The 26,609-nt window shown below is 56.6% G+C and carries 22 protein-coding genes and 1 other annotated feature; of the genes, 9 read left to right on the top strand and 13 right to left on the bottom strand.

Features of this window, described 5'->3' with window-relative positions:
* Positions 1-70: 70 nt before the first annotated feature.
* The 5 genes from acnA to topA form a co-directional block, all read right to left on the bottom strand.
* A complete protein-coding gene (gene acnA / locus H7R56_RS13875) occupies positions 71-2,746 on the bottom strand; it encodes an aconitate hydratase AcnA (RefSeq protein WP_106929031.1) in 2,676 nt (891 codons plus the stop codon).
* A gap of 216 nt (positions 2,747-2,962) precedes the next feature.
* Entirely contained in the window at positions 2,963-3,130 is a 168-nt protein-coding gene (locus H7R56_RS13880) for a hypothetical protein (protein ID WP_181358024.1), read from the bottom strand.
* A 1-nt stretch (position 3,131) separates the two neighbouring features.
* A complete protein-coding gene (locus H7R56_RS13885; RefSeq protein ID WP_106929033.1) occupies positions 3,132-3,248 on the bottom strand; it encodes a YmiA family putative membrane protein in 117 nt (38 codons plus the stop codon).
* Between the two features lie 339 nt (positions 3,249-3,587).
* Positions 3,588-4,562, bottom strand: a complete 975-nt coding sequence (gene cysB / locus H7R56_RS13890) for an HTH-type transcriptional regulator CysB (protein WP_182928281.1) — start codon at positions 4,560-4,562, stop codon at positions 3,588-3,590.
* Positions 4,563-4,742: 180 nt separating this feature from the next.
* A complete protein-coding gene (gene topA / locus H7R56_RS13895; protein ID WP_106929035.1) occupies positions 4,743-7,340 on the bottom strand; it encodes a type I DNA topoisomerase in 2,598 nt (865 codons plus the stop codon).
* A 395-nt stretch (positions 7,341-7,735) separates the two neighbouring features.
* Here topA and H7R56_RS13900 point away from each other — a divergent pair, with 395 nt between their 5' ends.
* Positions 7,736-7,987, top strand: a complete 252-nt coding sequence (locus H7R56_RS13900; RefSeq protein WP_106929037.1) for a YciN family protein — start codon at positions 7,736-7,738, stop codon at positions 7,985-7,987.
* 82 nt (positions 7,988-8,069) lie between these two features.
* Here H7R56_RS13900 and sohB read toward each other — a convergent pair whose 3' ends face one another.
* On the bottom strand, positions 8,070-9,116 hold the full coding sequence (gene sohB, locus H7R56_RS13905) for a protease SohB (RefSeq protein ID WP_106929039.1): 1,047 nt from the start codon (positions 9,114-9,116) through the stop codon (positions 8,070-8,072).
* Between the two features lie 253 nt (positions 9,117-9,369).
* On the opposite strand from sohB, the gene H7R56_RS13910 reads away from it, so the two are divergent.
* Entirely contained in the window at positions 9,370-10,131 is a 762-nt protein-coding gene (locus H7R56_RS13910) for a YciK family oxidoreductase (RefSeq protein WP_182928282.1), read from the top strand.
* Entirely contained in the window at positions 10,128-10,718 is a 591-nt protein-coding gene (gene cobO, locus H7R56_RS13915; RefSeq protein ID WP_106929043.1) for a cob(I)yrinic acid a,c-diamide adenosyltransferase, read from the top strand. The genes H7R56_RS13910 and cobO overlap by 4 nt, the downstream gene beginning before the upstream one ends.
* On the opposite strand, the gene H7R56_RS13920 is transcribed toward cobO, so the two are convergent.
* From H7R56_RS13920 to H7R56_RS13940, 5 genes are all read right to left on the bottom strand, one after another.
* A complete protein-coding gene (locus tag H7R56_RS13920; RefSeq protein WP_106929044.1) occupies positions 10,690-11,667 on the bottom strand; it encodes a helix-turn-helix transcriptional regulator in 978 nt (325 codons plus the stop codon). The genes cobO and H7R56_RS13920 overlap by 29 nt on opposite strands.
* Positions 11,668-11,685: 18 nt before the next feature.
* Positions 11,686-14,043, bottom strand: coding sequence for a beta-glucosidase (locus H7R56_RS13925; protein ID WP_106929046.1), 2,358 nt, complete (start codon positions 14,041-14,043; stop codon positions 11,686-11,688).
* 18 nt (positions 14,044-14,061) lie between these two features.
* Entirely contained in the window at positions 14,062-15,423 is a 1,362-nt protein-coding gene (locus tag H7R56_RS13930) for an MFS transporter (RefSeq protein WP_106929048.1), read from the bottom strand.
* Positions 15,424-15,604: 181 nt separating this feature from the next.
* Positions 15,605-16,507: a 23S rRNA pseudouridine(2605) synthase RluB gene (gene rluB / locus H7R56_RS13935; protein WP_106929050.1), complete on the bottom strand. Its 903-nt coding sequence runs from the start codon at positions 16,505-16,507 to the stop codon at positions 15,605-15,607.
* Between the two features lie 241 nt (positions 16,508-16,748).
* A complete protein-coding gene (locus H7R56_RS13940; protein WP_106926593.1) occupies positions 16,749-17,240 on the bottom strand; it encodes a GNAT family N-acetyltransferase in 492 nt (163 codons plus the stop codon).
* Between the two features lie 97 nt (positions 17,241-17,337).
* On the opposite strand from H7R56_RS13940, the gene H7R56_RS13945 reads away from it, so the two are divergent.
* Positions 17,338-18,249 (top strand): LysR family transcriptional regulator, encoded by a 912-nt coding sequence (locus tag H7R56_RS13945; protein WP_197974889.1) that lies wholly within the window; start codon positions 17,338-17,340, stop codon positions 18,247-18,249.
* Positions 18,250-18,283: 34 nt separating this feature from the next.
* Here the strand turns inward: H7R56_RS13945 and H7R56_RS13950 are convergent, their stop codons facing one another.
* Both H7R56_RS13950 and rnm read right to left on the bottom strand, forming a co-directional pair.
* Positions 18,284-18,904: an L-threonylcarbamoyladenylate synthase gene (locus H7R56_RS13950; protein WP_106926591.1), complete on the bottom strand. Its 621-nt coding sequence runs from the start codon at positions 18,902-18,904 to the stop codon at positions 18,284-18,286.
* A complete protein-coding gene (gene rnm, locus H7R56_RS13955) occupies positions 18,901-19,782 on the bottom strand; it encodes an RNase RNM (RefSeq protein WP_106926589.1) in 882 nt (293 codons plus the stop codon). The genes H7R56_RS13950 and rnm overlap by 4 nt, the downstream gene beginning before the upstream one ends.
* A gap of 166 nt (positions 19,783-19,948) precedes the next feature.
* Positions 19,949-20,040 (top strand) — a sequence feature (Trp leader region).
* 34 nt (positions 20,041-20,074) lie between these two features.
* On the opposite strand from rnm, the gene H7R56_RS13960 reads away from it, so the two are divergent.
* Genes H7R56_RS13960 through trpA form a run of 5 tightly spaced genes read left to right on the top strand, consistent with a single transcriptional unit; the run spans position 20,075 to position 26,606 of the window.
* Positions 20,075-21,637, top strand: a complete 1,563-nt coding sequence (locus H7R56_RS13960) for an anthranilate synthase component 1 (protein ID WP_106926587.1) — start codon at positions 20,075-20,077, stop codon at positions 21,635-21,637.
* Positions 21,637-23,232, top strand: a complete 1,596-nt coding sequence (gene trpD / locus H7R56_RS13965; RefSeq protein ID WP_106926585.1) for a bifunctional anthranilate synthase glutamate amidotransferase component TrpG/anthranilate phosphoribosyltransferase TrpD — start codon at positions 21,637-21,639, stop codon at positions 23,230-23,232. Before H7R56_RS13960 ends, trpD begins: the two co-directional genes overlap by 1 nt.
* Before the next feature lie 3 nt (positions 23,233-23,235).
* Complete coding sequence (gene trpCF / locus H7R56_RS13970; RefSeq protein ID WP_106926583.1) at positions 23,236-24,594, top strand: bifunctional indole-3-glycerol-phosphate synthase TrpC/phosphoribosylanthranilate isomerase TrpF; 1,359 nt, start codon at positions 23,236-23,238, stop codon at positions 24,592-24,594.
* A gap of 9 nt (positions 24,595-24,603) precedes the next feature.
* Positions 24,604-25,797 (top strand): tryptophan synthase subunit beta, encoded by a 1,194-nt coding sequence (gene trpB, locus H7R56_RS13975; protein WP_106926581.1) that lies wholly within the window; start codon positions 24,604-24,606, stop codon positions 25,795-25,797.
* Positions 25,797-26,606: a tryptophan synthase subunit alpha gene (gene trpA / locus H7R56_RS13980; protein WP_106926579.1), complete on the top strand. Its 810-nt coding sequence runs from the start codon at positions 25,797-25,799 to the stop codon at positions 26,604-26,606. The genes trpB and trpA overlap by 1 nt, the downstream gene beginning before the upstream one ends.
* The last annotated feature ends 3 nt before the right edge of the window (positions 26,607-26,609 follow it).

The following is a 26,609-nucleotide window of genomic DNA, read 5'->3' on the forward strand; positions in this document are numbered from 1 at the left end:
GTTCAACATGCCGGGTCCGTTTTCCCTTTTGCAATCGTCCGTTTTGGGGGCCGTCACCGGCCCCCTTTTTTTAATGCAGCATATTGCGAATCACATAATGCAAAATGCCGTCGTTCTGGTAGTAGGTCAGCTCGGTTGCCGTATCAATTCGGCAACGGCACGGCACGGTTTGCTGCTGACCGTCCGCGCGGGTGAACAGCACCGGAATAGTTGCGCCGGGCTTCAGTTGCTGTAACCCGCCGATATCAATCCGCTCTTCGCCGGTCAACTGCAGCGTTTTGCGTGTTTCGCCCTGCGGGAACTCCAGCGGCAGAATGCCCATACCGATCAGATTCGAGCGGTGAATACGTTCAAACGATTCGGCAATAACGACCCGAACGCCCAGCAGACGCGGGCCCTTTGCCGCCCAGTCGCGGCTGGATCCTGAGCCGTACTCTTTACCGGCAATCACCGCCAGCGGCGTTCCCTGGGCCTGATACTGCATGGCCGCGTCATAGATAGACATCACGTCGTTGCCCGGCAGCAGTCGCGTCATTCCCCCTTCAACGCCAGGCACCATCTCATTGCGGATACGGATGTTGGCGAACGTCCCGCGCATCATGACCAGATGGTTACCGCGGCGTGAGCCGTAGGAGTTGAAGTCGCGGCTGGCGACGCCGTTCTCCTGCAAATAGCAGCCAGCGGGGCTATCGGCCTTGATACTGCCCGCAGGGGAGATATGGTCGGTCGTCACCGAATCGCCGAGCATGGCCAGCACGCGAGCACCGTGGATATCCTCAACCGGATCGGGCGTTACGCCCATCTCATCAAAGAACGGCGACAGCCGGATGTAGGTTGAATTCGCCTGCCAGCCATAGGTATCAGAGGCAGGCACGCTGATGGCCTTCCACTCCGGCGTCCCCGCGAACACTTCTGCATACTCCTTATGGAACATATCGGTCGACACCTGCTGCACCGCATGCGCAATCTCAGCGCTGCTCGGCCAGATATCCTTCAGATATACCGTGTTACCCAGGCTATCCTCCCCAAGCGGCTCCTGCGTCAGGTCAACCGTCATGGTGCCCGCCAGCGCATAGGCCACCACCAGCGGCGGAGAAGCCAGCCAGTTGGTTTTCACCAGCGGATGAATACGCCCTTCAAAGTTACGGTTACCGGAGAGCACCGCCCCAACGGTTAAGTCGCCCTGCCTGATCGCGTGCTCAATCGGTTCCGGTAGCGGGCCGGAGTTGCCGATACAGGTTGTACAGCCATAGCCGACAAGATTAAAGCCCAACTGGTCGAGATACGGCGTCAGCCCGGCGTAATCCAGATATTCGGACACCACCTTCGATCCCGGTGCCAACGAGGCCTTGACCCAGGGTTTGGGCTTCAGGCCGCGCGCGACGGCGTTTTTCGCCAACAGCCCGGCGGCCATCAGCACACTGGGATTGGACGTGTTGGTACACGACGTGATGGCCGCAATCACCACCGCCCCTTCCGGCAGCGCATGCTGTTTACCATCGAGCGTGAAGCCAACGGCCGGTTTCGCACGCGGCGCGCCGTTAACCTCGAGCTCCGTCGCGGCGCTAAAGGCTTTCGGTACGCTGCCCAGCGCAACGCGGTCCTGCGGGCGCTTCGGTCCAGCCAGGCTGGCTTCGACAGTGCCCATATCCAACGCCAGCGTCTGACTGAATACCGGTTCGTCTCCGCTCTGTCGCCACATCCCCTGCGCTTTGGCGTAGGCTTCTACCAGCGCGACCTGCGCGTCGCTACGCCCGCTCAACCGCATATAGCCAAGGGTAACCTCATCAACCGGGAAAAAACCACAGGTTGCGCCGTACTCCGGCGCCATATTGGCAATCGTGGCACGGTCTGCCAGCGGCAAAGCGTCGAGCCCATCGCCGTAAAATTCGACAAATTTACCCACGACGCCAAGCTGACGCAGCATCTGAGTAACGGTCAGGACCAGGTCGGTGGCCGTAATGCCTTCACGCAGTTTACCGGTCAGCTTAAAGCCCACCACGTCAGGTATCAGCATGGAGACCGGCTGCCCCAGCATCGCCGCTTCGGCTTCAATACCCCCGACGCCCCAGCCCAGAACACCCAGACCATTAATCATCGTGGTATGCGAGTCGGTGCCGACCAGCGTGTCGGGATAGGCAACCCATTCATTGCCCTGCTGTTCGCTCCACACCGCCTGGCCAAGGTACTCAAGGTTGACCTGGTGGCAAATACCGGTGCCCGGCGGCACGACGCGGAAGCGGCTGAAGGCCTGCTGCCCCCAGCGCAAAAAGGTATAACGTTCGTGGTTACGCGCCATTTCGAGGCGGACGTTGTCATCAAACGCCTCATCATCGCCAAAGCGGTCCACCGTCACCGAGTGGTCAATCACCAGGTCGACCGGCGACAGCGGGTTAACCTCGTGGGTATCGCCGCCCAGCCGTTTTACCGCTTCACGCATGGCGGCCAGGTCCACCACCGCCGGTACGCCGGTGAAATCCTGCATCAGCACGCGCGCAGGGCGATAGGCAATTTCTCTGTCCGCATGGGCACCATGAAGCCAGCCGGCCAGCGCCTGAATATCCTGCGCGGTAACCGAGTCGCCATCCTGCCAGCGCAGCAGGTTTTCAAGTAAGACTTTGAGTGATTTGGGCAGGCGGGAGAGATCGCCCAAGGCTTCAGCGGCGCGCGCTAAACTGTAGTAGTGGTACGTTTTATTATCGACCTGTAGCGTTTCCTTGCAGGCCTCTCGTAGGGTTGACGACATAGCTCCTCCTTAAATGGCGGGAATTGCGGTACTCAGACACTCCTTAGGGTCCTTATTAAAGATAACACACAGGCCCGAACACGCCGGAAAAGGGCTCGGAATGACAAATGCGATCAACGCCTTATTCAGGGACAGCGATGGGACGTAATAAAGAGCTAAGGGGAATAGCAGGCTGGTAAACAGGAGGGATCGGACGGCGGCAAAACAGCTATATTGTTATTGTTTCTTATTCTCATCCTGATTGAAGAGTTCGATAAATTCCTTTTGCTCCGGCGTCAGTTTCCATTCTTCAGGGAGCTTAACCTTATTCTCATCATCGCGGGCCGGCTTCTCTACCAACGGGGCGCGAGGTTTCTTCGGCTTAACGCGTTCGGACGCCAGCATGTCAGCCCCAGAATTTCCAGATCAGCAGCGCAATGACAATCCAGAACAGCGCAGACCCGAGGAACACGCTCAGCCAGGCTTTACGTTTCACGCCTGATGCTTTATTTTCTGACGTCATTACCGCCCTCTCACAATCGATATTACTTATCACTTTCACACCAATTAATTGTTACAACTAATCATCATTGAGATAAATCCTAAGTAAATTTTAAGCAAAGATCCAGCGATTTTACGAACCCGCGGCGGAGATTTATTTAATCTTTTGACAGCCGTGGGTTATTTACGCGAAGAAGTTTGCCTTACCTTAAATTTATTTCTACTTTTGTGGCTAAATGGCTAATAGAAACAATTCTTATTTCTTGAAATTGCAGGATGACAGCATAAAAAACAGGGGATTATTGGGGAGTATTATAAGCATTTCCGCCTTCAAGGGCTGAAGGCGGATAATCATTACGGATTACTTCTCAGGCAGCTTAATATCTTTAAACATGGCCTCGATATCTTCATTCGAGCGCAGCGCAACCGCTGTATCCACTACATCTCGGGTCAGATGTGGGGCGAAACGCTGAAAAAAATCATACATATAACTACGCAGGAAGGTGCTGCGACGGAAACCTATCTTAGTGGTGCTGTGGCTGAAAATACCGTCCGCATCGAGCCTCACCAGATCGGGGTCGGAAATCGGATCGACCGCCATGCTGGCAATCACCCCCACCCCGAGCCCCAGACGCACGTAGGTTTTAATCACGTCCGCATCGGTAGCGGTGAAGACGATGCGCGGCGTCAGGCCCGCGCGGTTAAATGCCGTATCCAGCTCAGAGCGGCCGGTAAAGCCGAAGGTGTAAGTGACCAGCGGGTACTGCGCCAGCTCTTCAATGGTGACCGACGTTTTCGACGCCAGCGGATGCTCCGGCGTCACCACGATAGAACGGTTCCAGTGATAGCACGGCAGCATAACTAAATCGTCATAAAGATGCAGCGCTTCGGTAGCAATAGCAAAGTCAGCGTTCCCCTTAGAGACCGCCTCGGCAATCTGAGTCGGCGACCCCTGGTGCATGTGCAGGGACACGCGCGGATAGCGCTCAATGAAGCCTTTAATCACGCCCGGCAGCGCATAGCGCGCCTGCGTATGGGTTGTCGCCACGTACAGCGAGCCTTTATCCGGCCAGGTGTGCTCCCCGGCAACCGACTTGATGGCGTCAACCTTCGACAGCACCTCTCGCGCAATGCGGATAATTTCCTGTCCAGCGGGGGTAACCTGCGTCAGATGTTTACCGCTACGGGCGAAAATCTGAATACCCAGCTCGTCCTCCAGCATTCTGACCTGCTTACTGATACCCGGCTGTGAAGTGTATAACCCTTCTGCGGTAGAGGAGACGTTGAGGTTATGGTTTACCACCTCAACGATATAGCGGAGCTGCTGTAATTTCATGCGGTTGTATCCAGTCTGTACTCAGAAATCGATCATAAAGACGATTTAATCATAAGAAATGCATCGGCTATAACCACTATATCATTTATAGCAAGTGTGTATAGATGGAAACAAAAAATAATAACGAGGTTATAAAAAAGGGCCGCAATGCGGCCCTTTGTGATGTTTTGATGAAAAACGTTACTTTTTCGCTTCGACCCATTTACCGTCAACGAAGAACGCTGACCAGCCCGTCGCTTTGCCGTCTTTTTCAGAGGCAACGTACTGCTGTTTGGTTTTACGGCTGAAACGCACCATCGTTTTGTTGCCCGCGGGATCCTGCTGCGGCGCGTCGGCCAGGTAGCGCAGTTTCTCCGGCAGACGGTCGCGGAAGCGGAACAGTTCTTCCACCAGCGGTGCGCGAGTTTCACGTGATTTCGGGAAGGTGTTAGCGGCCAGGAATACCCCAGCGGCGCCATCACGCAGCACGAAATAGGCGTCAGACTTCTCGCACGGCAGCTCCGGCAGCGGCACCGGATCTTCCTTCGGCGGCGCCACTTCACCGTTACGCAGAATTTTACGCGTGTTCTTACATTCGTCATTGGTGCAGGCCATGTACTTACCGAAACGCCCCATTTTCAGGTGCATCTCAGAACCACATTTTTCACACTCGACGATCGGACCGTCATAGCCCTTGATGCGGAACTCGCCTTCTTCAATCTCGTAGCCGTCGCAGGTCGGGTTGTTACCACAAACGTGCAGCTTACGCTTCGGATCGATCAGGTAGCTGTCCATCGCCGTGCCGCATTTCTGGCAGCGACGTTTGGCGCGCAGCGCGTTGGTTTCGGCATCGTCGCCTTCCAGCACGTTGAGGACTTCGTTTTCCGGCACCAGGTTAATGGTGGTTTTGCAGCGTTCTTTCGGCGACAGCGCGTAGCCGGAACAGCCGAGGAACACACCGGTGCTGGCGGTACGAATCCCCATCTTACGGCCACAGGTCGGGCAGTCGATGCTGGTCAGTACCATCTCGTTCGGCTGCATGCCGCCCTCTTCTGGCGGTTTCTCAGCTTTTTCGAGCTGCTTGGTGAAATCACCAAAGAACAGATCCAGCACCTGCTTCCACTCGGCTTCATGGTTCGCCACGCGGTCGAGGTGGTCTTCCATCTGCGCGGTAAAGTCGTAGTTCATCAGCTCGCGGAAGTTCTCTTCCAGACGATCGGTGACGATCTCGCCCATTTTTTCCGCGTAGAAACGACGGTTTTCGGTACGCACGTAGCCGCGGTCCTGAATGGTCGAAATGATCGACGCATAGGTCGACGGACGGCCAATTCCGCGTTTTTCCAGCTCTTTCACCAGCGATGCTTCGCTAAAGCGCGCAGGCGGTTTGGTGAAGTGCTGCGCCGGGGTCAGTTCAACCAGGCTCAGTTTATCGCCCTGGTTGACCATCGGCAGCGTGCGGTCTTCATCGCCTTTACGCAGCGCTGGCATCACTTTAGTCCAGCCGTCGAAGCGCAGCGTACGACCGCGCGCTTTGAGTTTGAAATCCCCGGCCTTCACGGTCAGCGTGGTGGAGTCATACTGTGCCGGCGTCATCTGACAGGCCACGAACTGGCGCCAGATCAGCTGATACAGCTTCTGCGCGTCCGCTTCCATGTCTTTCAGCGCTTCCGCCTGAACGGAAACGTCGGAAGGACGAATCGCTTCGTGCGCTTCCTGCGAGTTCTCTTTGCTGGCGTACTGGTTCGGGTTCTCCGGCAAATATTTTTTACCGAAGTTATCGCCGATATAGTCGCGAACCATGTTGACCGCATCCTGACTCAGGTTGGTTGAGTCGGTACGCATGTAGGTGATGTAGCCCGCTTCATACAGGCGCTGCGCCATCATCATGGTTTTCTTCACGCCAAAGCCCAGACGGGTGCTTGCCGCCTGCTGCAACGTGGAGGTAATAAACGGCGCACCCGGCTTGCTGCTGGTCGGCTTATCTTCACGTTCCAGCACGCTATAGCTGGCTTTTTCCAGCAGGCTGACCGCCGCCATGGTTTCGTCACGGTTTACCGGACGGAACGGCTTGTCACCCTGATGGGTTACCTCCAGCGCCAGCGCATCGCCGCTCGGCGTGGTGGTGCTGGCGTCAACTTCCCAGAACTCTTCCGGAACGAAGGCTTTAATTTCGCGCTCGCGCTCTACGACCAGGCGCACCGCAACGGACTGTACGCGACCGGCGGATAAACCACGGGCGATCTTTTTCCACAGCAGCGGCGAGACCATATAACCCACAACGCGGTCCATAAAGCGACGCGCCTGCTGGGCGTTAACACGGTCGATATTCAGTTCGCCCGGCTTTTCGAAAGCCTGACGAATCGCATTCTTGGTAATTTCGTTAAACACCACGCGGCTGTAGCGCGTTTCATCTCCACCGATCACTTCCCGCAGGTGCCATGCAATGGCCTCCCCTTCGCGGTCAAGGTCGGTTGCGAGATAGATGTGGTCGGCTTTTTCCGCCAGCTGTTTGAGTTCCGAAACTACCTTTTCTTTGCCTGGCAGCACTTCATAGTGTGCCGCCCAGTCATGCCATGGGTCGACGCCCATGCGGTTAACCAGCGCGCCTCGTTCATCCTTTTTAGGCTTTTTGGCCGTTTTGGTGGAGGTAGAGTCAGCGCTCTTTTTGGCGGCTGAGCCACTTGTCGGCAAATCGCGGATATGACCGACGCTGGACTTAACCACGTAGTCATTACCCAGATACTTATTGATCGTTTTGGCTTTTGCCGGGGACTCAACGATAACGAGAGCTTTACCCATATTCACCTTTACCTAATTTGATTCTTCCAGGAATACATCGCACATGTTCCACATCCCACTGGCGACAAACCTTGTATGTTGCGGCAACGCCAATGGATATCAACCCTTTACTGACCGGCTTTTGAGGCAAGCGGCCAGGCGGCTGAGTTTACAGACTTTTTTTCGTCAGGTGCTATAGCACGAAGAATATTTGGTCGAATGTCAAGCAAATCTGCTGCCAGATTGCCGAAAGCGTCACACTGTACCTGATAAAATTCGTTACGCAACTTTATTAGCATGCAAACACCATTCGTGCCAACTTTGCGATAAAATGATTGCCCCTGGTAAACGTCGGGAATATTTGCCCACAGCATCCTCCCGGCGTACACTAGCGCGAGAATGTTGAGGAGTTGAATATGTCAAAGAATAGCCAACCTATCGATCGTCAGACGCTGCTGATTGAAGCTAATCGCCTTATCCGCGAGCACGAAGATACCCTGGCCGGAATTGAAGCAACGGGCGTTGAACAGCGTAACGGCGTGCTGGTTTTCAGCGGAGAGTACTTCCTTGATGAACAGGGCCTGCCGACGCCGAAAAGCACAGCCGTGTTTAATATGTTCAAGTATCTCGCCCACGAGCTATCTGAAAAGTATCACCTGGTTGACTGAGCGTAAGGCCCTGGCCTAAGCCCCAACAAAAACGCCCGGTAAACGATGTTTACCGGGCGTCGTCATTTCAGACGGAGGCCTCTTACAGCATCGGCTTCTGCCCACGCTGCCACCAGCGCATCATCAGACGATCGGCGCTTTCTGCAGCACTGCCGGTAAAGCGATCCATCATTTTTTTACGCTGAGTGTAGCGCACGTTCACCACTTCATGGTCGGCCATCAGCCCCAGCAGCAGCTCATCGCTGGTGCCCACTTCATCCACCAGCCCTTTTTCCTGCGCCAGCGAACCGTACCAGTGTTCACCGGTGGCAACCTGTTCGATGTCCAGCGACGGACGCATCGCTTTCACGAAGTCTTTAAATAAGTGGTGGGTTTCGTTGAGCTCTTCGCGGAACTTCTGTCGCCCTTCTTCGGTGTTCTCGCCCAGCAGAGTCAGCGTGCGCTTATACTGGCCGGCGGTATGCAGCTCTACGTCGATGTCTTTATTTTTCAGAAAACGGTTCAGGTTCGGGATCTGCGCCACCACGCCAATGGAACCGAGGATCGCAAACGGCGCCGCAACAATTTTGTTCGCCACGCAGGCCATCATGTAGCCGCCGCTGGCGGCGACTTTATCCACCGCCACCGTCAGTGGGATTTGCTTATCGCGGATACGCTGTAGCTGGGAAGCCGCCAGACCATAGCCGTGCACCACCCCTCCAGGACTTTCAAGACGCAGCACCACCTGATCTTGCGGAGTCGCAACCGTCAATACGGCGGTAATCTCTTCGCGCAGCGAGGCCACTTCGTGAGCGTCCATGCTGCCTTTAAAATCCAGAACCCAGGCGCGCGGCTTGCTGGATGTTGACGACTCACCCTGTTTAGCCTTCGCCTTCGCGGCTTTCGCCTCCTGCTTCAGCTTTTTCTTCTGCGCTTTCTGCCACAGCTTCTGCTGCGGGCCATCAAGCAGCGCCACGGCTAAGTCTTCCTGCATGTCCTTGTGCTGCTCGCTTAAGTTGGTGATCCGCAGCTCGCCGCGCTGCCGCTTACGCGACGACAGATTAACAATCAGCACCGCCACCACGGCGATGGCAACGACAACGGTGACGATTTTCGCCAGAAACAGACCATACTGAAAAAGTAATTCCACACATCCACCTTGTACAAAAATCACATATTCTGTCGCTCAGTGTACAACACCGAGCCCGGCGCGTCTCGGCCCGAGTATCAGCCTTCGAGGCGGCTTCCAGATGACTTTTTTGCAAATGAAATCATTGCAAATTGTTAATCAGACGTTGTCTCTCCGGCTCGCTGATTGAAATAGCGAGCAGATTCAGGCATAAAGCCCAAAAGCCATGAAAAGTACATAAAATATGGTCAGCAAGGGCCATAGAGGAGCAACCGTGCACTATCAACCCCAGCTCGACTTGTTGCAAAACCGTATCATTCTGGTCACCGGTGCCAGCGACGGCATCGGTCGGGAAGCCGCAATCACCTACGCGCGCTACGGCGCCAGCGTCATTTTACTGGGCCGCAGCGAAGAAAAATTGCGTTCAGTTGCGCAGGAAATCAGCAAAATCAGCGCATTGCCTGCCCACATTTACACGCTGGATTTGTTAACCTGCACCCCGCAGGACTGCCAGCAGCTTGCGCAGCGAATCCGTTTGCACTCCCCGCGCCTTGACGGCGTGCTGCACAACGCCGGGCTATTGGGCGACGTGGTCCCGATGGCCGAGCAGGATCCGCAGGTCTGGCAGCAGGTGATGCAGGTGAACGTCAATGGCACCTTTATGCTCACCCAGGCACTGTTGCCGCTGCTGCTGGAATTTGAAGCCGGCTCACTGGTCTTCACTTCCTCCAGCGTCGGGCGCGAGGGCCGCGCTAACTGGGGGGCCTACGCGGTGTCTAAATTCGCCACCGAAGGTATGATGCAGGTGCTGGCCGAGGAGTATCAAAGCCGCCATCTGCGCGTAAACTGCATTAACCCGGGCGGCACGCGCACTAAAATGCGCGCCAGTGCGTTCCCGACGGAAGATGCAATGAAGTTAAAAACCCCTGCCGATATTATGCCGCTTTACCTGTGGCTGATGGGCGACGATAGCCGGCGGAAAACCGGCATGACTTTTGATGCCCAGCCAGGGCGTAAACCAGGAATTGCCCAATGAGTGATGAACGTTACCGCGAACGCCAGCAGCGCGTAAAAGAGCGCGTGGCCGCCCGCGTCGCCGCCGCCCAGGATAGCCGGGGGATCGTGATTGTCTTTACCGGCAACGGCAAAGGTAAAACCACCGCCGCCTTCGGCACCGCCACCCGAGCTGTGGGCCACGGCCATAACGTCGGCGTGATTCAGTTTATTAAAGGCACGTGGCCTAACGGCGAACGTAACCTGCTTGAGCCGCTAGGCGTTGAGTTTCAGGTGATGGCGACCGGCTTTACGTGGGATACGCAGAACCGCGAAAGCGATACGGCGGCCTGCCTTGAAGTCTGGCAGCATGCCAAACGAATGCTGGCCGACGATAGCCTGGATATGGTGGTGCTCGACGAGCTGACCTATATGGTGGCCTATGATTATCTGCCGCTGGAAGAGGTGTTAACCGCGCTGAAAAGCCGCCCGCATCACCAGACGGTCATCATCACCGGTCGCGGCTGTCACCGTGACATCCTCGACTATGCCGATACGGTCAGCGAACTGCGCCCGGTAAAACACGCGTTCGAAGCCGGAATCAAGGCGCAGATTGGCATCGATTACTAAGCAGCGTGAGCCTGTCGAGCAACGCGCGGTTGAGCGGCAGGCACAGGCAATCTTCCCCCTGTGCCAGGGTACTCTCCGCCAGATTCTGACGCGAAATAAAGCGCTTTCGGTATTCGGTCGGCGTTAGGCCACAGTATTTATTAAACGCGGCGATCAGCGATTTATGCTCCTGAAAACCGCAGCTGTGGCTGATTTCCGTAATCGGCGTTCGCGTATCACGCAGCAGCGTGCGGGCTTTGTTGAGCCGCACCAGCGTCAGATACTCTTTAAAATTGTGTCGACTGACCTTTTTAAACAGCCTGGAAAACCACGAGTAGCTCATGCCGCTATGGTGGGCGACATCGCTAAGCGTCAACGGCCGGTCGAAATGCTGGTTAATGTAGTCAATGCCTTCTTTTATCATCGCCTCTTCCCGCAGCGTACTTTCCGCCCGCTGGGTAGGTTTACCGCCGGCAACTAATGCATCCAGCAACAGGTAAATTGCCGCGATGCGCTGAAACGGCGCACGTTCATCAATAATCTGCGCCAGCAGCGCGATGAGCCGCTGAAACACCTGCCGAGCTGCGTCAGTCGGCGCCTGGCGAGATGTCCGCCAGTCCAGTACCGGCGCCGGGTGCAGCTCATCAAAAAGTCCGGGGGAAAACTGGACGGTCACCAGTTGACTCCCGTCCTCTAGCGCACTCAGCGCGTGTACCTCTTCCGCATTGATGTACAGCATCTCCCCCTGCCCGAGTTCCACATTGCGCTGACCAACCGTCAATGAAAAACGGCCGCTGAGGACGGTGATAAGCTCCGGCGCAAGATGCCAGTGGGGTTCGCAGTAGCGAACCTCCGCGGCAAATACGTTCAGCTTCTCGGCGTCGAAGGCAATCAGCTCATAGCCGCTGTGGGCCGTCTGCCGCCCGGTTTGTACCACCGGGCCCGGGTGAGTGACTGAAAAAGGAAACACGCGCGCTCTCCTGTGTACTTACGGGTAAGGCCGCCCTGCCAGTACTGCATTCAGCTCATCGCGCTCAATATCCAGTGCAAGGAACTCCGTCAATGCAATCAGCAGGCCGCAAAACAGATCCGGGGCCAGGCGAATCAGCTTTTCCCGCACCCGATCCGCAGGCAGATGGCTTTTATCGCTAATCAGCTGCACCACGCGGGCAAACGCTTCCGGCTGCTGAATCAGCTGCTGCAGCGAGTTATCGTCGCGCAACGGAACATGGCGAGCCGGGCAGTCAACGGTAAATTCCGCCTGAAACGGCAGGTCACGGGAAGAGCCGCCAATCTGGACCTGCCATGTCCCCGGGGTTACCAGCCAATCGGCCAGCCCCGGATGATAGCAAGCCAGCTCCGCAACCGGCAGCCTCAGCGTTACCCGCCGAGTTTCCCCGGCCGCCAACGCAATTTTATCAAAACCTTTCAGGGCACGGACTTCACGAATCAGCTCGCCCTGCGGCGCGCTGACGTAAAGCTGAACGACTTCTTTACCGTCAATCTGGCCCACGTTGCTCAAATCAAATGATACCGCCAGCGTGTCCTCCGCCCCTAACCGAGTGGCCTCCAGGGTCAAATTCGCGTAGGTAAATTGCGTGTAGCTTAAGCCGAACCCGAACGGGAACAGCGGCGTCAGGCGGCGTTTATCATAGTAGCGGTAGCCAACAAACAGCCCTTCGCCGTAGTGATGGCGCAGGTTTTCCCCCGGGTAATGCAGCCAGGCGGGCGTCTCTTCCAGCGTATTTGGCACCGTCACCGTCAGCTTACCGCTGGGGTTACGCAAGCCGAAGAGGATCTCGGCCACCGCGCGCCCCATGCCCTGCCCGGCGAAGAACGTCTCCAGTAGCGCCTTACATTCCCCCAGCCACGGCATCACGACCGCATCGCTGTTAGCCAGCACCACCACGACATTAGGCTGTACCGAGGCGACTTCGCGGATCAACCGCTCATGCACGGCGAGAATATTCAGATCCTGGCGATCGCCGTTTTCACCGTCCTCACCGACGGCCGTGCTGACAAAAATCACCGCGACGTCAGCTTCCTGGGCCACCGCTTTCGCCTGCGCTAGCGCGGCTTCGTCACTGTGGACATCATCCGGTGCCCCTACCGCCCAGCTCACGCTGAAATCGTCCCCGGCGAGGTCAAAAATTTCGTCCAGCGGGCGGTCAAGCAGGTACGGTACCGTGGTTGCACAGCCTGAACCTTGAATAACCGGCTCCTGCGCGGGCTTGCCCAGAACGGCAATACGTCGCGTTTTTTCCGCACGCAGCGGCAGAAGATCGTGTTCATTTTTCAACAATACAATGGATTCAGCAGCCAATTGTTGAGACAGCGCGTGATGTGCAGGGAAGTCCGCCTGCACGTCAGGCCGCCGGTGACGATGTACTTTATCCAGTAGCGTCAGCATTCGCAGACAGGCTCGATCCACCACCGCCATCGGTACAGTCCCTTCCTCAATGGCCGCCAGCAGCGTCTGTTTATCGCGACGCGTCTCCGGCATGGCCAGATCGTTGCCCGCCAGCAGCGACGCCGGGCGATCTTTCACGCCGTACCAATCAGACATCACCAGACCGTCGTATCCCCACTCTTCACGCAGCACCTGCGTCAGCAGGAACGGGTCCTGAGAGGTTTGCACGCCGTTGAGGCGGTTATAGGAGGACATCACCGTCCACGGCTGCGACTTCGCAATCGCCCGCTGGAAACCCGCGAGATAGATTTCACGCAGCGCGCGTTCTTCAATAATCGAATCCATCTCGGTACGACGGTATTCCGAGTTGTTGGCAGCAAAGTGCTTGAGGCTTGCCCCCACCCCCTCATCCTGCAGGCCGTTAATCAGCGCGGCGGCAATATCGCCGCTTACAACCGGGTCTTCGGCATAATATTCATAACCGCGCCCGGCCAGCGGCGTACGGCGAATATTGATCCCCGGCCCAAGCAGAATGCCGACACCCATATGCTGGCACTCACGCCCAAGCGCCTGCCCCATTTGGTAGACCAGTTCACTGTCCCAGCTACAGGCCAGACTGGAGCCGTTCGGGAAGCAGGTTGCCGGCAGTGACGCGCTAAACAGAGCCTCACTGCCCCCTTTCGCGGCCGATTCTTCAGCGCTGGCCTGATTGGCGGTTTGCGTGATGACGGAGATGAAGTCATCCATGCTCCACTTCTCGCTACCGTCTATCTGCGCACTGCTGTAGCGCACGCCATAGGTGCCGTCGGTCATCACAATGTCGCGGATGCCATGCTGTGGCAGGTTCGCCGTGCGCCACAGGCCGCTTCCGGTAAGCAGCGCAACTTTCTCTTCGGCGCTCATTGCCGTAATGATGCTGGTAAAATCACGATTCATTTCTCTGACTCCCTGAGGTTAAAGCGCATTCTGCTTACGCAGGCTGATTTTTTGTACGATGTCGCGATAGGTTTTCTCATCCAGCGCGTAACTGGCCACAAAGATGGCACCGATCGCAAACATCGCGCCGGGGAACAGCGTCATCAGAATATTGATTCCCGCCAGCGCGCTGGCGCTCACGTTAGCCGCATCGTAGTGGTAGTAATCGAGCATCCATCCGGCACAGCCGCCGCCGATAGCCATGGCAATTTTGGTGATGAAATTGAAGAAACCGTATATGGCGCCTTCCGTACGCACGCCATGGTGCCATTCAGCATACTCAACGGTATCGGCAATCATTGACCACATGGCGACGAATCCCATGCCTAGCGTAATACTGAATAAACAGACGCCGGTCATAATCAGCCAGATATTATGACCGGCAACAAAATACTGCATGAGCATCCCCAGTACGCCTATCAGCAGCGCCACCAGGGTCATTTTCTTTTTGCCCATGACGGCGATGACTTTCTCAGAAATGACGGTCCCCAAAATATAGGCCGCCGACTGGATCATAAAGAACGAGGAGGTAAAACCTTCATTGCCAATAATGTATTTAATAAAGTAGATAGCAATCGCCATCCAGACCGTATAGGCAATATAGAAAAAGACGGTAAACAGCGACAGGTTAATCAACGGCGCATTCCCCATTACCGCACGGAACATTTCACGCAGCGTTGGCGCGGGCGTATCTTCCTCTGCCCCCACGCGCTCTTTGGTCATGCCAAAGCAGGCCAGGAACAAAAACGTCGCCAGCAGCGCAAAACAGGAAACGGCAAAAACGTAGCCCATTTGCTTGTCATCAAACGGAGAAATCAGAATATCTGCAGTCGTTGATACAATCAGATAGCCGACAATCGCCAGCACGAAGCGATATACGGACAGCGATGAACGCGAGGCTTCATGCTGCGTTAAGCGGTTAGTCATGGCCGAATACGGCGTATTGACGGCGGTATACGCCAGGCAATAAAGGGTATACGAGCACAGCGCAAACCAGAATTTCACCTCACCGCCAAACGGCAGGAAGCAGAGTACGGTTAATAACCCAAGGGGGATTGAACCATATAATAACCAGGGGCGAAGCTTGCCGTAACGGCTGTGGGTTTTATCAATCGCAAAGCCAATCAGAATATTGAAAATGGCGTCAACCACCCGCGCAATCACAAATATCAGGCTCGCCTGAACGGCGCTAATGCCGTAGATGTTGGTATAGAAAAATAATAAAAAGAGCGAAACAAAACCGAAGGATAAATTAGAGGCAAAATCGCCAAAGCCATAGCCAATTTTTTCTTTTACGCCGATAACCACATAGCTTGCCGAGAGTTTTTGGGTTGTTTCCATTTCGGGCTACCTGTTTAAGTAATCTGTAGCGACAGTATATGGCGGGGGTTATTTTATCACTTTGCGTTCTTTGTCTGGGGAATTCCTGTTTTTTGTCTTTATACAGAAGTGTGAATGCAATCACAGGAGAGAATGAAAACGAGAAGATGGTTCCGGCGGACACCCGCCGGAACCTACGTCATTACCCTTTCGGGTTGTTACGCGTGCTGGAACGACGGTTGCCGCCGTTACCGCTATTGCCGGTGGTCGCATGGCGCTTCACGGCGCGACGAATCTGGTTGGCCTTCATACGGCGACGGTCTTTTTCCACCGCCACTTTTGAGGACGTTTCTGCCGGCAGTTCAACCAGCTCACGCAGATAGTTGGTCTGCGCCAAATCCAGCTCGGTCCAGCCGCCGCGCGGCAGGCCTTTCGGCAGCGGAATGTCGCCGTAGCGGACGCGAATCAGTCGGCTAACCTGTACGCCAACGGCTTCCCACAGGCGGCGTACTTCACGGTTACGGCCTTCAGTCAGGGTCACGTTGTACCACTGGTTGATACCTTCACCACCGCTGAATTTAATGGTTTTGAACGCCGCCGGGCCATCTTCCAACTGCACACCGCGGGAAAGCTGACGCACCTTATTGTCATCGACCTCACCGAACACACGTACCGCGTACTCACGTTCAACTTCACGGCTTGGGTGCATCAGGCGATTAGCCAGCTCACCGTCGGTAGTAAACAGCAGCAGACCACAGGTGTTGACGTCCAGACGCCCCACGGCAATCCAGCGTGCGCCACGCAGTTTAGGCAGGCGATCGAACACGGTCGGACGCCCTTCCGGATCATTACGCGTACACAGTTCACCTTCCGGCTTGTAATAAGCCAGAACGCGACAAATTTGTTCTACGGATTCTTTAACGGAGATCAGATGCCCGTCGATACGAATTTTGAGACCAGGGATGACTTCAACGCGATCGCCCAGCTTGGCGATTTTGCCGTCGACGCTCACGCGGCCCGCTTCAATAATCGTTTCAATTTCACGACGGGAGCCGTGGCCAGCGCGTGCCAGCACTTTTTGCAGTTTTTCGCTTTTATCGCTCATTGAGCTTCCTTCAGGTGTCGCCTTCACAGGCGTCTTAGAGACTTCATTAGCCGCGCGGGAAGTATACACCGGGCCGCATAAACAGGCCGGCAGCGGCGCTTTACAACAGCGCAGGCTACCCGCCCAGAATGGTGACCGCACATACTACACGAATTTTAGAAGAAATGGGCAGCTTGTTCCTGCCCTTTTCTACCGCGCGCGACATGATAGCGTCTGAATGAAGCAAAAGCGTCGCCGCCCGCTACAGGGTTTGCATCATCTCGAACCACTCTTCGCCACCGTGGGTCGAATCGGAGCGCTTAAGGAATTGATAGCCAAAACGCTTATACATCTCCAGGTACTGGGCCTTACACATCAGATAAATGGCCGTTTTTCCCTGCTGACGCAAGTGGGCGATAAAGGCCTGCATCATTTGCGTCGACAGCCCCTGGCCCTGATAATCCGGATGCAGCACAACGGACATAATGACCGCATTGGGTGCCGCCGGATCGTGGCCGACCAGCTCTTTAAAAGCCTCATCCGACATCACCACCTCCCAGGCGCAGCCGGCATTAATAAAGCCGATCACTTCTCCGCGCTGCTCCATACACAAAAAGCCCTGTGGATAGCGGGCGATACGTATGGCGATTTTTTCCCGGGTTGCCGCCTCGTCGGCCGGATAGGCCGCCGATTCGATTTCATAACAGCGGTCAATATCCGCCGCGGTCGCCTGACGAAAAGTCACGTGTGACACAATGCCTCCTGATTAACGCACTCCGATAAGAAGTCGCTATTTTAGCGCTAACATGATATGAACACGCTGCATTCTTTTCACTACTAAACTGAATATCATGCATCATAATCTTCGCCTGCTCGATCTCAATCTGCTGCTGGTGTTCGACGCGCTTTACCGGCTTGGCAGCGTGACGGAAGCCGCCAGCGAGCTCGCCATCAGCCCATCGGCTTTTAGCCATGCGCTCGCGCGTTTGCGTGTTGCGTTAGAGGATCCGCTCTTCGTCCGCCAGGACAGCCAGATGCAGCCCACGCCAAGAGCCGACGCGCTTTTTCCCGCGATCTCCCGTGCGTTGGAAACGCTCAATGGGGAATTGGGGAAAGTCGACAGCTTCGATCCCGCCACCAGCACTCAGACCTTTACCTTTGCGGCTACCGATTATACCGCCGCCGTTTTCTTTCCCGAACTGATTGCCCGCCTGCAGGCCGCTGCGCCGGGAATTCGTGTCCGTATCATCTATTCACGGGAATATGATGCGCTGGAAGACTTACTCGCAGGGCGCGTTAATTTCGCGGTGGGATTTGAAGAGGAAAAAGTTCAACCGCGCCACGGCCTGGCGTCGCTGGCGCTGTTTACCGATGATTATGTTGTTGCGGTGCGTAAAGGCCATCCGCTGGCGGGAGAGACGCTGACCCCAGAAACGTATCTCCAGCTCGGTCACGTGGTCGTTAGCCCATGGAACGAGCACCACCGTCCGATCGACAGCTACCTGCTATCACACCACGTCAGCCGCAATACGGTGGTAGAGCTGCCAAGCGTTATGTCGGCGCCATTCATCGTCAGTCGAACCGATCTGGCGATTACCCTACCGCGCCGTGGTGTGCATCAACTGTTTGATACCCGCCAGCTGGCGCTACACGCACCGCCATTCCCTATTCCACCGTATACGCTAAAAGTCTATTACCGCCCGTCCAACGGACAGGCAAAAGCACAGCAGTGGATGCTGGCGCAGATTGCGGCCTTGAAATAGCAATAACCCGGCGGGCGCCGGGTTATAAGAAGCATTACAGGAACGGTTTAACGTCCCCCACGCCTTCACGCACCACCACCGGTGCATCTTCGGTAAGGTCGATAACCGTAGTCGGCTGCTGTCCGAGATAGCCACCGTGAATGATCAGATCGACCACTTTCTCGAGGCGATCTTTAATCTCTTCCGGATCAGACTCGGTAAACTCACTGCCTGGCAGCATCAGCGAGGTAGAGAGCATCGGCTCACCTAAGGTTTCGAGCAGCGCCTGCGCGATCGGGTTGGACGGCACGCGCATCCCGATGGTTTTACGCTTCTCCTGCAACAGCCGACGCGGTACCTCTTTCGTCCCTTTCAGGATAAAAGTGTAGTTACCCGGCGTGTTGTTTTTCATCAGGCGAAACGCCACGTTGTCGACGTAGGAATAGGTCGACAGCTCGGACAGATCGCGACACATCAGCGTAAAGTTGTGGCCGTCCGGCAGTTGACGAATGCGGCAGATACGCTCCATCGCGCCTTTATCTTCAATTTTGCAGCCCAGCGCGTAGCCGGAGTCGGTTGGGTAGACGATAACGCCGCCCTTACGCACAATTTCGACCGCCTGGTTAATCAGACGCGCCTGCGGGTTATCCGGATGGATATAAAAAAACTGACTCATGCTTCCCTCTCAGTTGTATTCTGCGGCTGTTCCCAGCGCTGCCAGACGCCCTCGACGCCCGCCGGGAGCCACAGTTTGCGGCCCAGCTCAATCCACGGGCAGGGTTGATGGAAATCCGACCCCTGTGACGCCAGTAATCCGTATTCACGGGCATAGGTGGCAAGCTGAGCGCGCTCGTGAGGCGCCTGCTGGCACTGGGCCACTTCCATCGCGTCACCGCCGTGTTCACTGAAGTGTGCCAGCAGTCTTTTCAGCCACTTGGCGGACAAATTGTACCGCCCCGGATGGGCCAGTACGGCGACCCCACCCGAATGATGAATGACATCAATAGCTTCCCTTATTGTACACCACTGTGGCGGAACGTAACCGGTTTTCCCTCGCGCGAGATATTTTTTGAAGACATCGCCGATATTGCTGGCCTTGCCCTGCTCGACCAGAAAACGGGCAAAGTGGCCGCGGGTAACCGCTCCGCCGTCGGCCAGCGCCAGAGCCGCTTCCCACGCGCCGGGGATATGCGCCTTTTCCAGGCGCTCGGCAATCATCATGCCACGCTGCTGGCGGCGTTCGATCTGGGCGCGTAAAAACGCCGTCAACGCCGGGTCAGCAATATCAATATTCAGCCCGACGATATGAATTTCGTGATTTTCCCACAGCGTCGAAATTTCAACGCCGGTAATTAACGTTAACGGCAGCCCGGCGCGGGCAATTTCTGCCCGCGCGCGCGGAATGGCGTCAACGGTATCATGATCGGTGATGGCGAGCGTCCCCACGCGCATCTCCCCGGCGCGGTGCACCAGTTCTTCCGGCGTCAGGCGGCCATCCGAGGCGAGAGTATGGCTGTGCAGATCGTAAATCACTGCGTAATTGGTGTCGCTCAAAACGGCTTCCTTTGTGCTACTCAGAGTTATTCGCGACCTATCATAGCGGGAATACGGGAAATTCTAAAATCAGGGGTTGACTTTGCCTTCATGAACTAGTTAACTAGTACGCAAGTTCACTTAGTAAAGGTATCTGCAAATGGCTCGCAAAATGATTGCTCTGCACGGCGGTTGGTGGCGTACTTCCCTATAGGGCGAAGTCATCACGTCTGCGTTACGCATACAGATACCAGCCCGCCAATGAGCGGGCTTTTTATTAAGCAAAGATTATACAGAACAGGCGAGAACAACGATGCAAACACCAAAACCCATGCTCGAGCTTCTGACCAGTGACGCGATTTACCGTGAAAACCCAACCGCACTGTTTCACCAACTCTGCGCGAAGCGCCCGGCCACGCTGCTGCTTGAATCAGCCGACATTGACAGTAAAAACGATTTAAAAAGCCTGCTGCTGGTGGATAGCGCACTGCGCATCACCGCGCTGGGCGATACCGTCACCCTTCAGGCGCTCTCCGCCAACGGCGCGTCTCTGCTGCCGCTGCTGGACGCGGTACTGCCCGCGGGCGTTGAGAATACGCATCAGCCTGACGGCCGCGTCCTGCGCTTCCCGGCGGTCAGTGCGCTGCTGGATGAAGATGCCCGCCTGTGCTCGCTGTCGGTCTTCGACGCCTTCCGTCTGTTACAAACGCTGGTCAACGTGCCGCAGAACGAACGCGAAGCCATGTTCTTTGGCGGCCTGTTCGCCTACGACCTGGTTGCCGGGTTTGAAGATTTACCGCATCTTGACAGCGACACCGCCTGCCCGGACTACTGTTTCTACCTGGCAGAAACGCTGCTGGTGATCGACCATCAGACCAAAAGCACCCGCATTCAGGCCAGCCTGTTTACGCCATCAGCAGCGGAAAAAGATCGCCTGCTTGAGCGTATTGCCCAGGTTCGCCAGCAGCTCAATGAGCCGCCGTCGGCGCTGCCGGTAGAAGAAATCAGCACCATGCGCTGTGAAACTAACCAAAGCGATGAAGAGTACGGCGACGTCGTGCGCAAGATGCAAAAAGCGATTCGCGCCGGGGAAATTTTCCAGGTGGTGCCGTCTCGCCGCTTCTCACTGCCCTGCCCGTCACCGCTGGCGGCCTACGACGTGCTGAAGAAGAGCAACCCAAGCCCGTACATGTTCTTTATGCAGGACAACGACTTCACCCTGTTCGGCGCATCGCCGGAAAGTTCGCTGAAGTACGATGCTACCAGCCGCCAGATTGAAATTTATCCGATTGCCGGTACCCGTCCGCGCGGCCGTCGCGCCGACGGTTCGCTGGATCGCGACCTCGACAGCCGTATTGAGCTGGAGATGCGCACCGACCACAAAGAGCTGTCGGAGCACTTAATGCTGGTTGACCTCGCGCGTAACGATCTGGCGCGCATCTGCACCCCGGGCAGCCGCTACGTCGCGGACCTGACCAAAGTTGATCGCTACTCGTTCGTCATGCATCTCGTCTCCCGCGTGGTCGGCGAGCTGCGTAAAGATCTCGACGTGCTGCACGCTTATCGCGCCTGCATGAACATGGGCACCCTTAGCGGGGCACCGAAAGTGCGCGCGATGCAGCTGATTGCCGCCGCCGAAGGCAAGCGCCGCGGCAGCTACGGCGGTGCGGTGGGCTACTTCACCGCACACGGCGACCTGGACACTTGTATTGTTATTCGCTCTGCGTTTGTTGAAAACGGTATCGCCACCGTTCAGGCTGGCGCAGGCGTGGTTCTGGATTCCATCCCGCAGTCTGAAGCCGATGAAACCCGTAATAAAGCGCGCGCGGTGCTGCGTGCCATTGCCACCGCGCATCATGCACAGGAGATTTTCTGATGGCTGACATTCTGCTGCTCGATAACATCGACTCATTTACCTATAACCTGGCAGATCAGCTGCGCGCGAACGGGCATAACGTGGTCATTTACCGTAATCACGTTCCAGCTCAGACCTTAATCGACCGTCTCGGCACTATGGATAACCCGGTGCTGATGCTCTCCCCGGGGCCGGGGGCGCCGTCCGAAGCCGGCTGCATGCCGGAGCTGCTGACCCGTATGCGCGGCAAGCTGCCGATTATCGGCATCTGCCTCGGCCATCAGGCCATCGTGGAAGCCTACGGCGGCTACGTCGGCCAGGCCGGCGAAATTCTGCATGGCAAAGCGTCCAGCATTGAGCACGACGGCCAGGCCATGTTTGAAGGCTTAAGCAATCCGCTACCGGTAGCGCGCTACCACTCGCTGGTCGGCAGCAACATTCCGGCCGGCTTGACCATCAACGCCCACTTTAATGGCATGGTGATGGCGGTTCGTCACGATGCCGATCGCGTCTGCGGCTTTCAGTTCCATCCGGAGTCCATCCTGACTACCCAGGGTGCGCGTCTGCTGGAACAAACGCTGGCATGGGCGTTGCAGAAGCTGGAGCAGAGCAACACCATCCAGCCGATTCTGGAAAAACTGTATCAGGCACAAACGCTGAGCCAGCAGGAAAGCCACGTACTGTTTTCCGCCGTGGTGCGCGGCGAAGTGAAACCGGAGCAACTGGCCGCCGCGCTGGTCAGTATGAAAATTCGCGGCGAGAGCCCGAACGAAATCGCCGGCGCCGCCACCGCGCTGCTGGAGAACGCCGCACCGTTCCCACGCCCGGACTATCCGTTTGCCGATATTGTCGGCACCGGCGGTGATGGCAGCAACAGCATTAACATCTCCACCGCCAGCGCTTTTGTGGCCGCGGCCTGTGGTCTGAAGGTCGCCAAGCACGGTAACCGCAGCGTCTCCAGTAAATCAGGCTCGTCAGACCTGCTGGCGGCATTTGGTATCAATCTCGACATGAACGCCGACAAGTCTCGCGCGGCGTTGGACGAACTGGGCGTCTGTTTCCTGTTCGCACCGAAGTATCACACCGGTTTCCGCTACGCCATGCCGGTTCGCCAGCAGTTGAAAACCCGCACCTTGTTTAACGTGCTGGGGCCACTGATTAACCCGGCTCACCCGCCGCTGGCGCTGATCGGCGTTTACAGCCCGGAGCTGGTGCTGCCGATTGCCGAGACTCTGCGTGTGCTGGGTTATGAGCGTGCGGCGGTGGTACACAGCGGCGGCATGGATGAAGTGTCGCTGCATGCGCCGACCGTGGTTGCCGAGCTGAACCATGGCGAAATCAAAAGCTATCAGCTGACTGCCGACGACTTCGGCCTCAAGCCCTACCACCAGGCCGAGCTGGCGGGCGGTACGCCGGAAGAAAACCGTGACATTCTGACGCGCTTGCTACAAGGTAAAGGCGAGACCGCGCATGAGTCCGCCGTCGCGGTAAACGTCGCCATGTTGATGCGCCTGTACGGTCATGAAGACCTGAAGGCGAACGTCAAGAAAGTGCTGGACGTGCTGCACAGCGGTGCAGCCTACGACCGCGTAACCGCATTAGCGGCAAGAGGATAAGAAATGCAGACCGTATTAGCAAAAATCGTTGCCGATAAAGCGATTTGGGTAGAAGCCCGCAAACAACAACAACCGTTAGCCTCGTTCCAGAACGACGTGCAACCAAGCCAGCGTCATTTTTATGATGCGCTCAGCGGCACCCGCACCGCGTTTATTCTGGAGTGCAAAAAAGCCTCTCCGTCAAAAGGGGTCATTCGCGATGATTTCGATCCGGCACGTATTGCCAACGTTTACAAGCATTACGCCTCCGCCATTTCGGTACTGACCGATGAAAAGTACTTCCAGGGCAGCTTTGATTTTCTGCCGATCGTCAGCGGTATCGCACCGCAACCGATTCTGTGCAAAGACTTTATTATCGACGCCTATCAGATTTATCTGGCGCGTTTCTACCAGGCGGACGCCTGTCTGCTGATGCTCTCCGTGCTGGACGATGAACAGTATCGTCAGCTGTCCGCGGTGGCGCATAGCCTGAACATGGGCGTGCTGACCGAGGTGAGCAATGAAGAAGAGCTTGAGCGCGCCATTGCGCTGAAGGCAAAAGTCGTCGGCATCAACAACCGCGACCTGCGCGATCTCTCCATCGACCTCAACCGTACCCGCCAGTTGGCACCGCGTTTGGGTCACGAGGTCACCGTCATCAGCGAATCCGGTATCAACACGAATGCCCAGGTTCGTGAGCTGGCCCATTACGCCAACGGTTTCCTGATCGGTTCAGCGATGATGGCGCACGATGACCTCAACGCGGCGGTCCGCCGTGTACTGCTGGGGGAGAATAAAGTCTGCGGGCTGACCCGCGCGCAGGATGCCCAGGCGGCCTATGAAGCGGGCGCTATTTATGGCGGACTGATTTTTGTCCCCACTTCACCGCGCGCGGTAAGCGTTGAGCAGGCTCGCGAGGTTATCGCCGCCGCGCCGCTGAGCTACGTCGGCGTATTCCGCAATGCCCCGGTTGCGGAGGTCGTTGGTCGCGCGACTGCGCTTTCCCTGCGTGCGGTACAGCTGCACGGTGATGAAGAACAGGCCTACATCGATGACCTGCGCGCCGCGCTACCGGCCGATGTACAAATCTGGAAAGCGCTGAGCGTCACCAATGCACTGCCGCCGCGCAGCCTGAAGCACGTCGACAGATATCTGTTCGACAACGGCCAGGGCGGCACCGGCCAGCGGTTTGATTGGTCACTGTTACAAGGTCAGGATCTGAGCAATGTGATGCTGGCCGGTGGGTTAAGCGCAGACAACTGCGTAGATGCAGCCAAAAGCGGCTGCGTCGGGCTGGATTTCAATTCAGGTGTCGAGTCAAAACCGGGTATTAAAGATGCCAGCAAACTGGCCTCGGTGTTTCAGACGCTGCGCGCATATTAAGGAGCAAGAATGAGTACTTTACTGAACCCCTACTTCGGCGAATTTGGCGGCATGTACGTTCCGCAGATTCTGATGCCCGCCCTGCGCCAGCTGGAAGAAGCGTTTGTCAGCGCGCAGAAGGATCCCGAATTTCAGGCCGAATTTACCGACCTGCTGAAAAACTACGCCGGTCGTCCGACTGCGCTGACCAAGTGCCGCAACCTGACGGCAGGCACCAAAACCACGCTGTACCTCAAGCGTGAAGATCTGCTGCACGGCGGCGCGCACAAAACCAACCAGGTTCTGGGTCAGGCGCTGCTGGCAAAACGCATGGGTAAAACCGAAATTATCGCCGAAACCGGTGCTGGTCAGCACGGCGTAGCCTCCGCGCTCGCCTGTGCCCTGCTCGGTCTGAAGTGCCGCATCTATATGGGCGCGAAAGATATCGAACGTCAGTCGCCGAACGTTTTCCGTATGCGCCTGATGGGGGCAGAGGTTATTGCGGTACACAGCGGCTCCGCGACGCTGAAAGATGCCTGTAACGAAGCGCTGCGCGACTGGTCTGGCAGCTATGAAACCGCGCACTATATGCTCGGCACCGCAGCAGGCCCGCACCCGTTCCCAACCATCGTGCGTGAATTCCAGCGCATGATTGGTGAAGAGACCAAAGTGCAAATCCGTGAAAAAGAAGGTCGTCTGCCGGATGCGGTTATTGCCTGCGTCGGCGGCGGTTCTAACGCCATCGGTATGTTCGCCGACTTCATCGATGAAACCAGCGTTGGTCTGATTGGCGTTGAGCCAGCCGGTCACGGTATTGAAACCGGCGAACACGGCGCGCCGCTGAAACACGGCCGTGTCGGCATCTACTTTGGTATGAAATCGCCGATGATGCAGACTGATGAAGGCCAGATTGAAGAGTCTTACTCAATCTCTGCGGGTCTGGACTTCCCGTCCGTTGGGCCGCAGCACGCCTTCCTGAACAGCATTGGCCGTGCTGAATACGTCTCGATTACCGATAACGAAGCGCTGGATGCGTTCAAGGAACTCAGCCGCCATGAAGGGATTATCCCGGCGCTGGAGTCCTCCCACGCCCTGGCCCACGCGCTGAAAATGATGCGTGAAAACCCAGAAAAAGAGCAGCTGCTGGTCGTAAACCTGTCCGGGCGCGGCGACAAAGACATCTTTACCGTACACGATATTCTGAAAGCGCGAGGGGAAATCTGATGGAACGCTATGACAACCTGTTTGCTCAACTGAAGGCCCGCAAGGAAGGCGCGTTTGTTCCCTTCGTCACCTTAGGCGATCCGAATCCGGAACAATCACTGAAAATCATTGATGCGCTGATTGAAGGCGGCGCCGATGCGCTTGAGCTGGGTATTCCGTTCTCCGATCCGCTGGCCGATGGCCCAACCATCCAGAACGCGACCCTGCGTGCGTTTGCTTCTGGCGTCACGCCGACTCAGTGCTTTGAGATGCTGGCGGCTATTCGCCAGAAGCACCCGACGATTCCGATTGGCCTGCTGATGTACGCCAACCTGGTGTTCAACCGCGGCATTGACGAGTTCTACACCGAATGCGCGCGCGTAGGCGTCGACTCCGTACTGGTCGCCGATGTGCCGGTGGAAGAGTCCGCGCCGTTCCGTCAGGCCGCCATGCGTCATAACGTGGCACCGATTTTCATCTGCCCGCCGAACGCCGACGACGAGCTGCTGCGTCAGATTGCCGAACACGGTCGTGGTTACACTTATCTGCTCTCCCGTGCGGGCGTGACGGGTACCGAAACTCGCGCCGCCCTGCCGCTGCACCACCTGGTGGCGAAACTGGCAGAGTACAACGCCGCGCCGCCGCTGCAGGGCTTTGGTATCTCTGCGCCGGATCAGGTATCCGCATCGATTGAAGCCGGTGCCGCCGGGGCTATCTCGGGCTCCGCCATTGTCAAAATCATTGAGCGTAACGTCGACAATCCGCAGGCAATGCTGGATGAGCTTTCACGCTTTGTGGCCCGTATGAAAGCGGCCACCAAATCGGCGTAACGC

It is taken from the genome of Klebsiella sp. WP3-W18-ESBL-02, from assembly GCF_014168815.1.
In the GTDB taxonomy this organism is placed as follows: Bacteria; Pseudomonadota; Gammaproteobacteria; order Enterobacterales; family Enterobacteriaceae; genus Kluyvera; species Kluyvera ascorbata_B.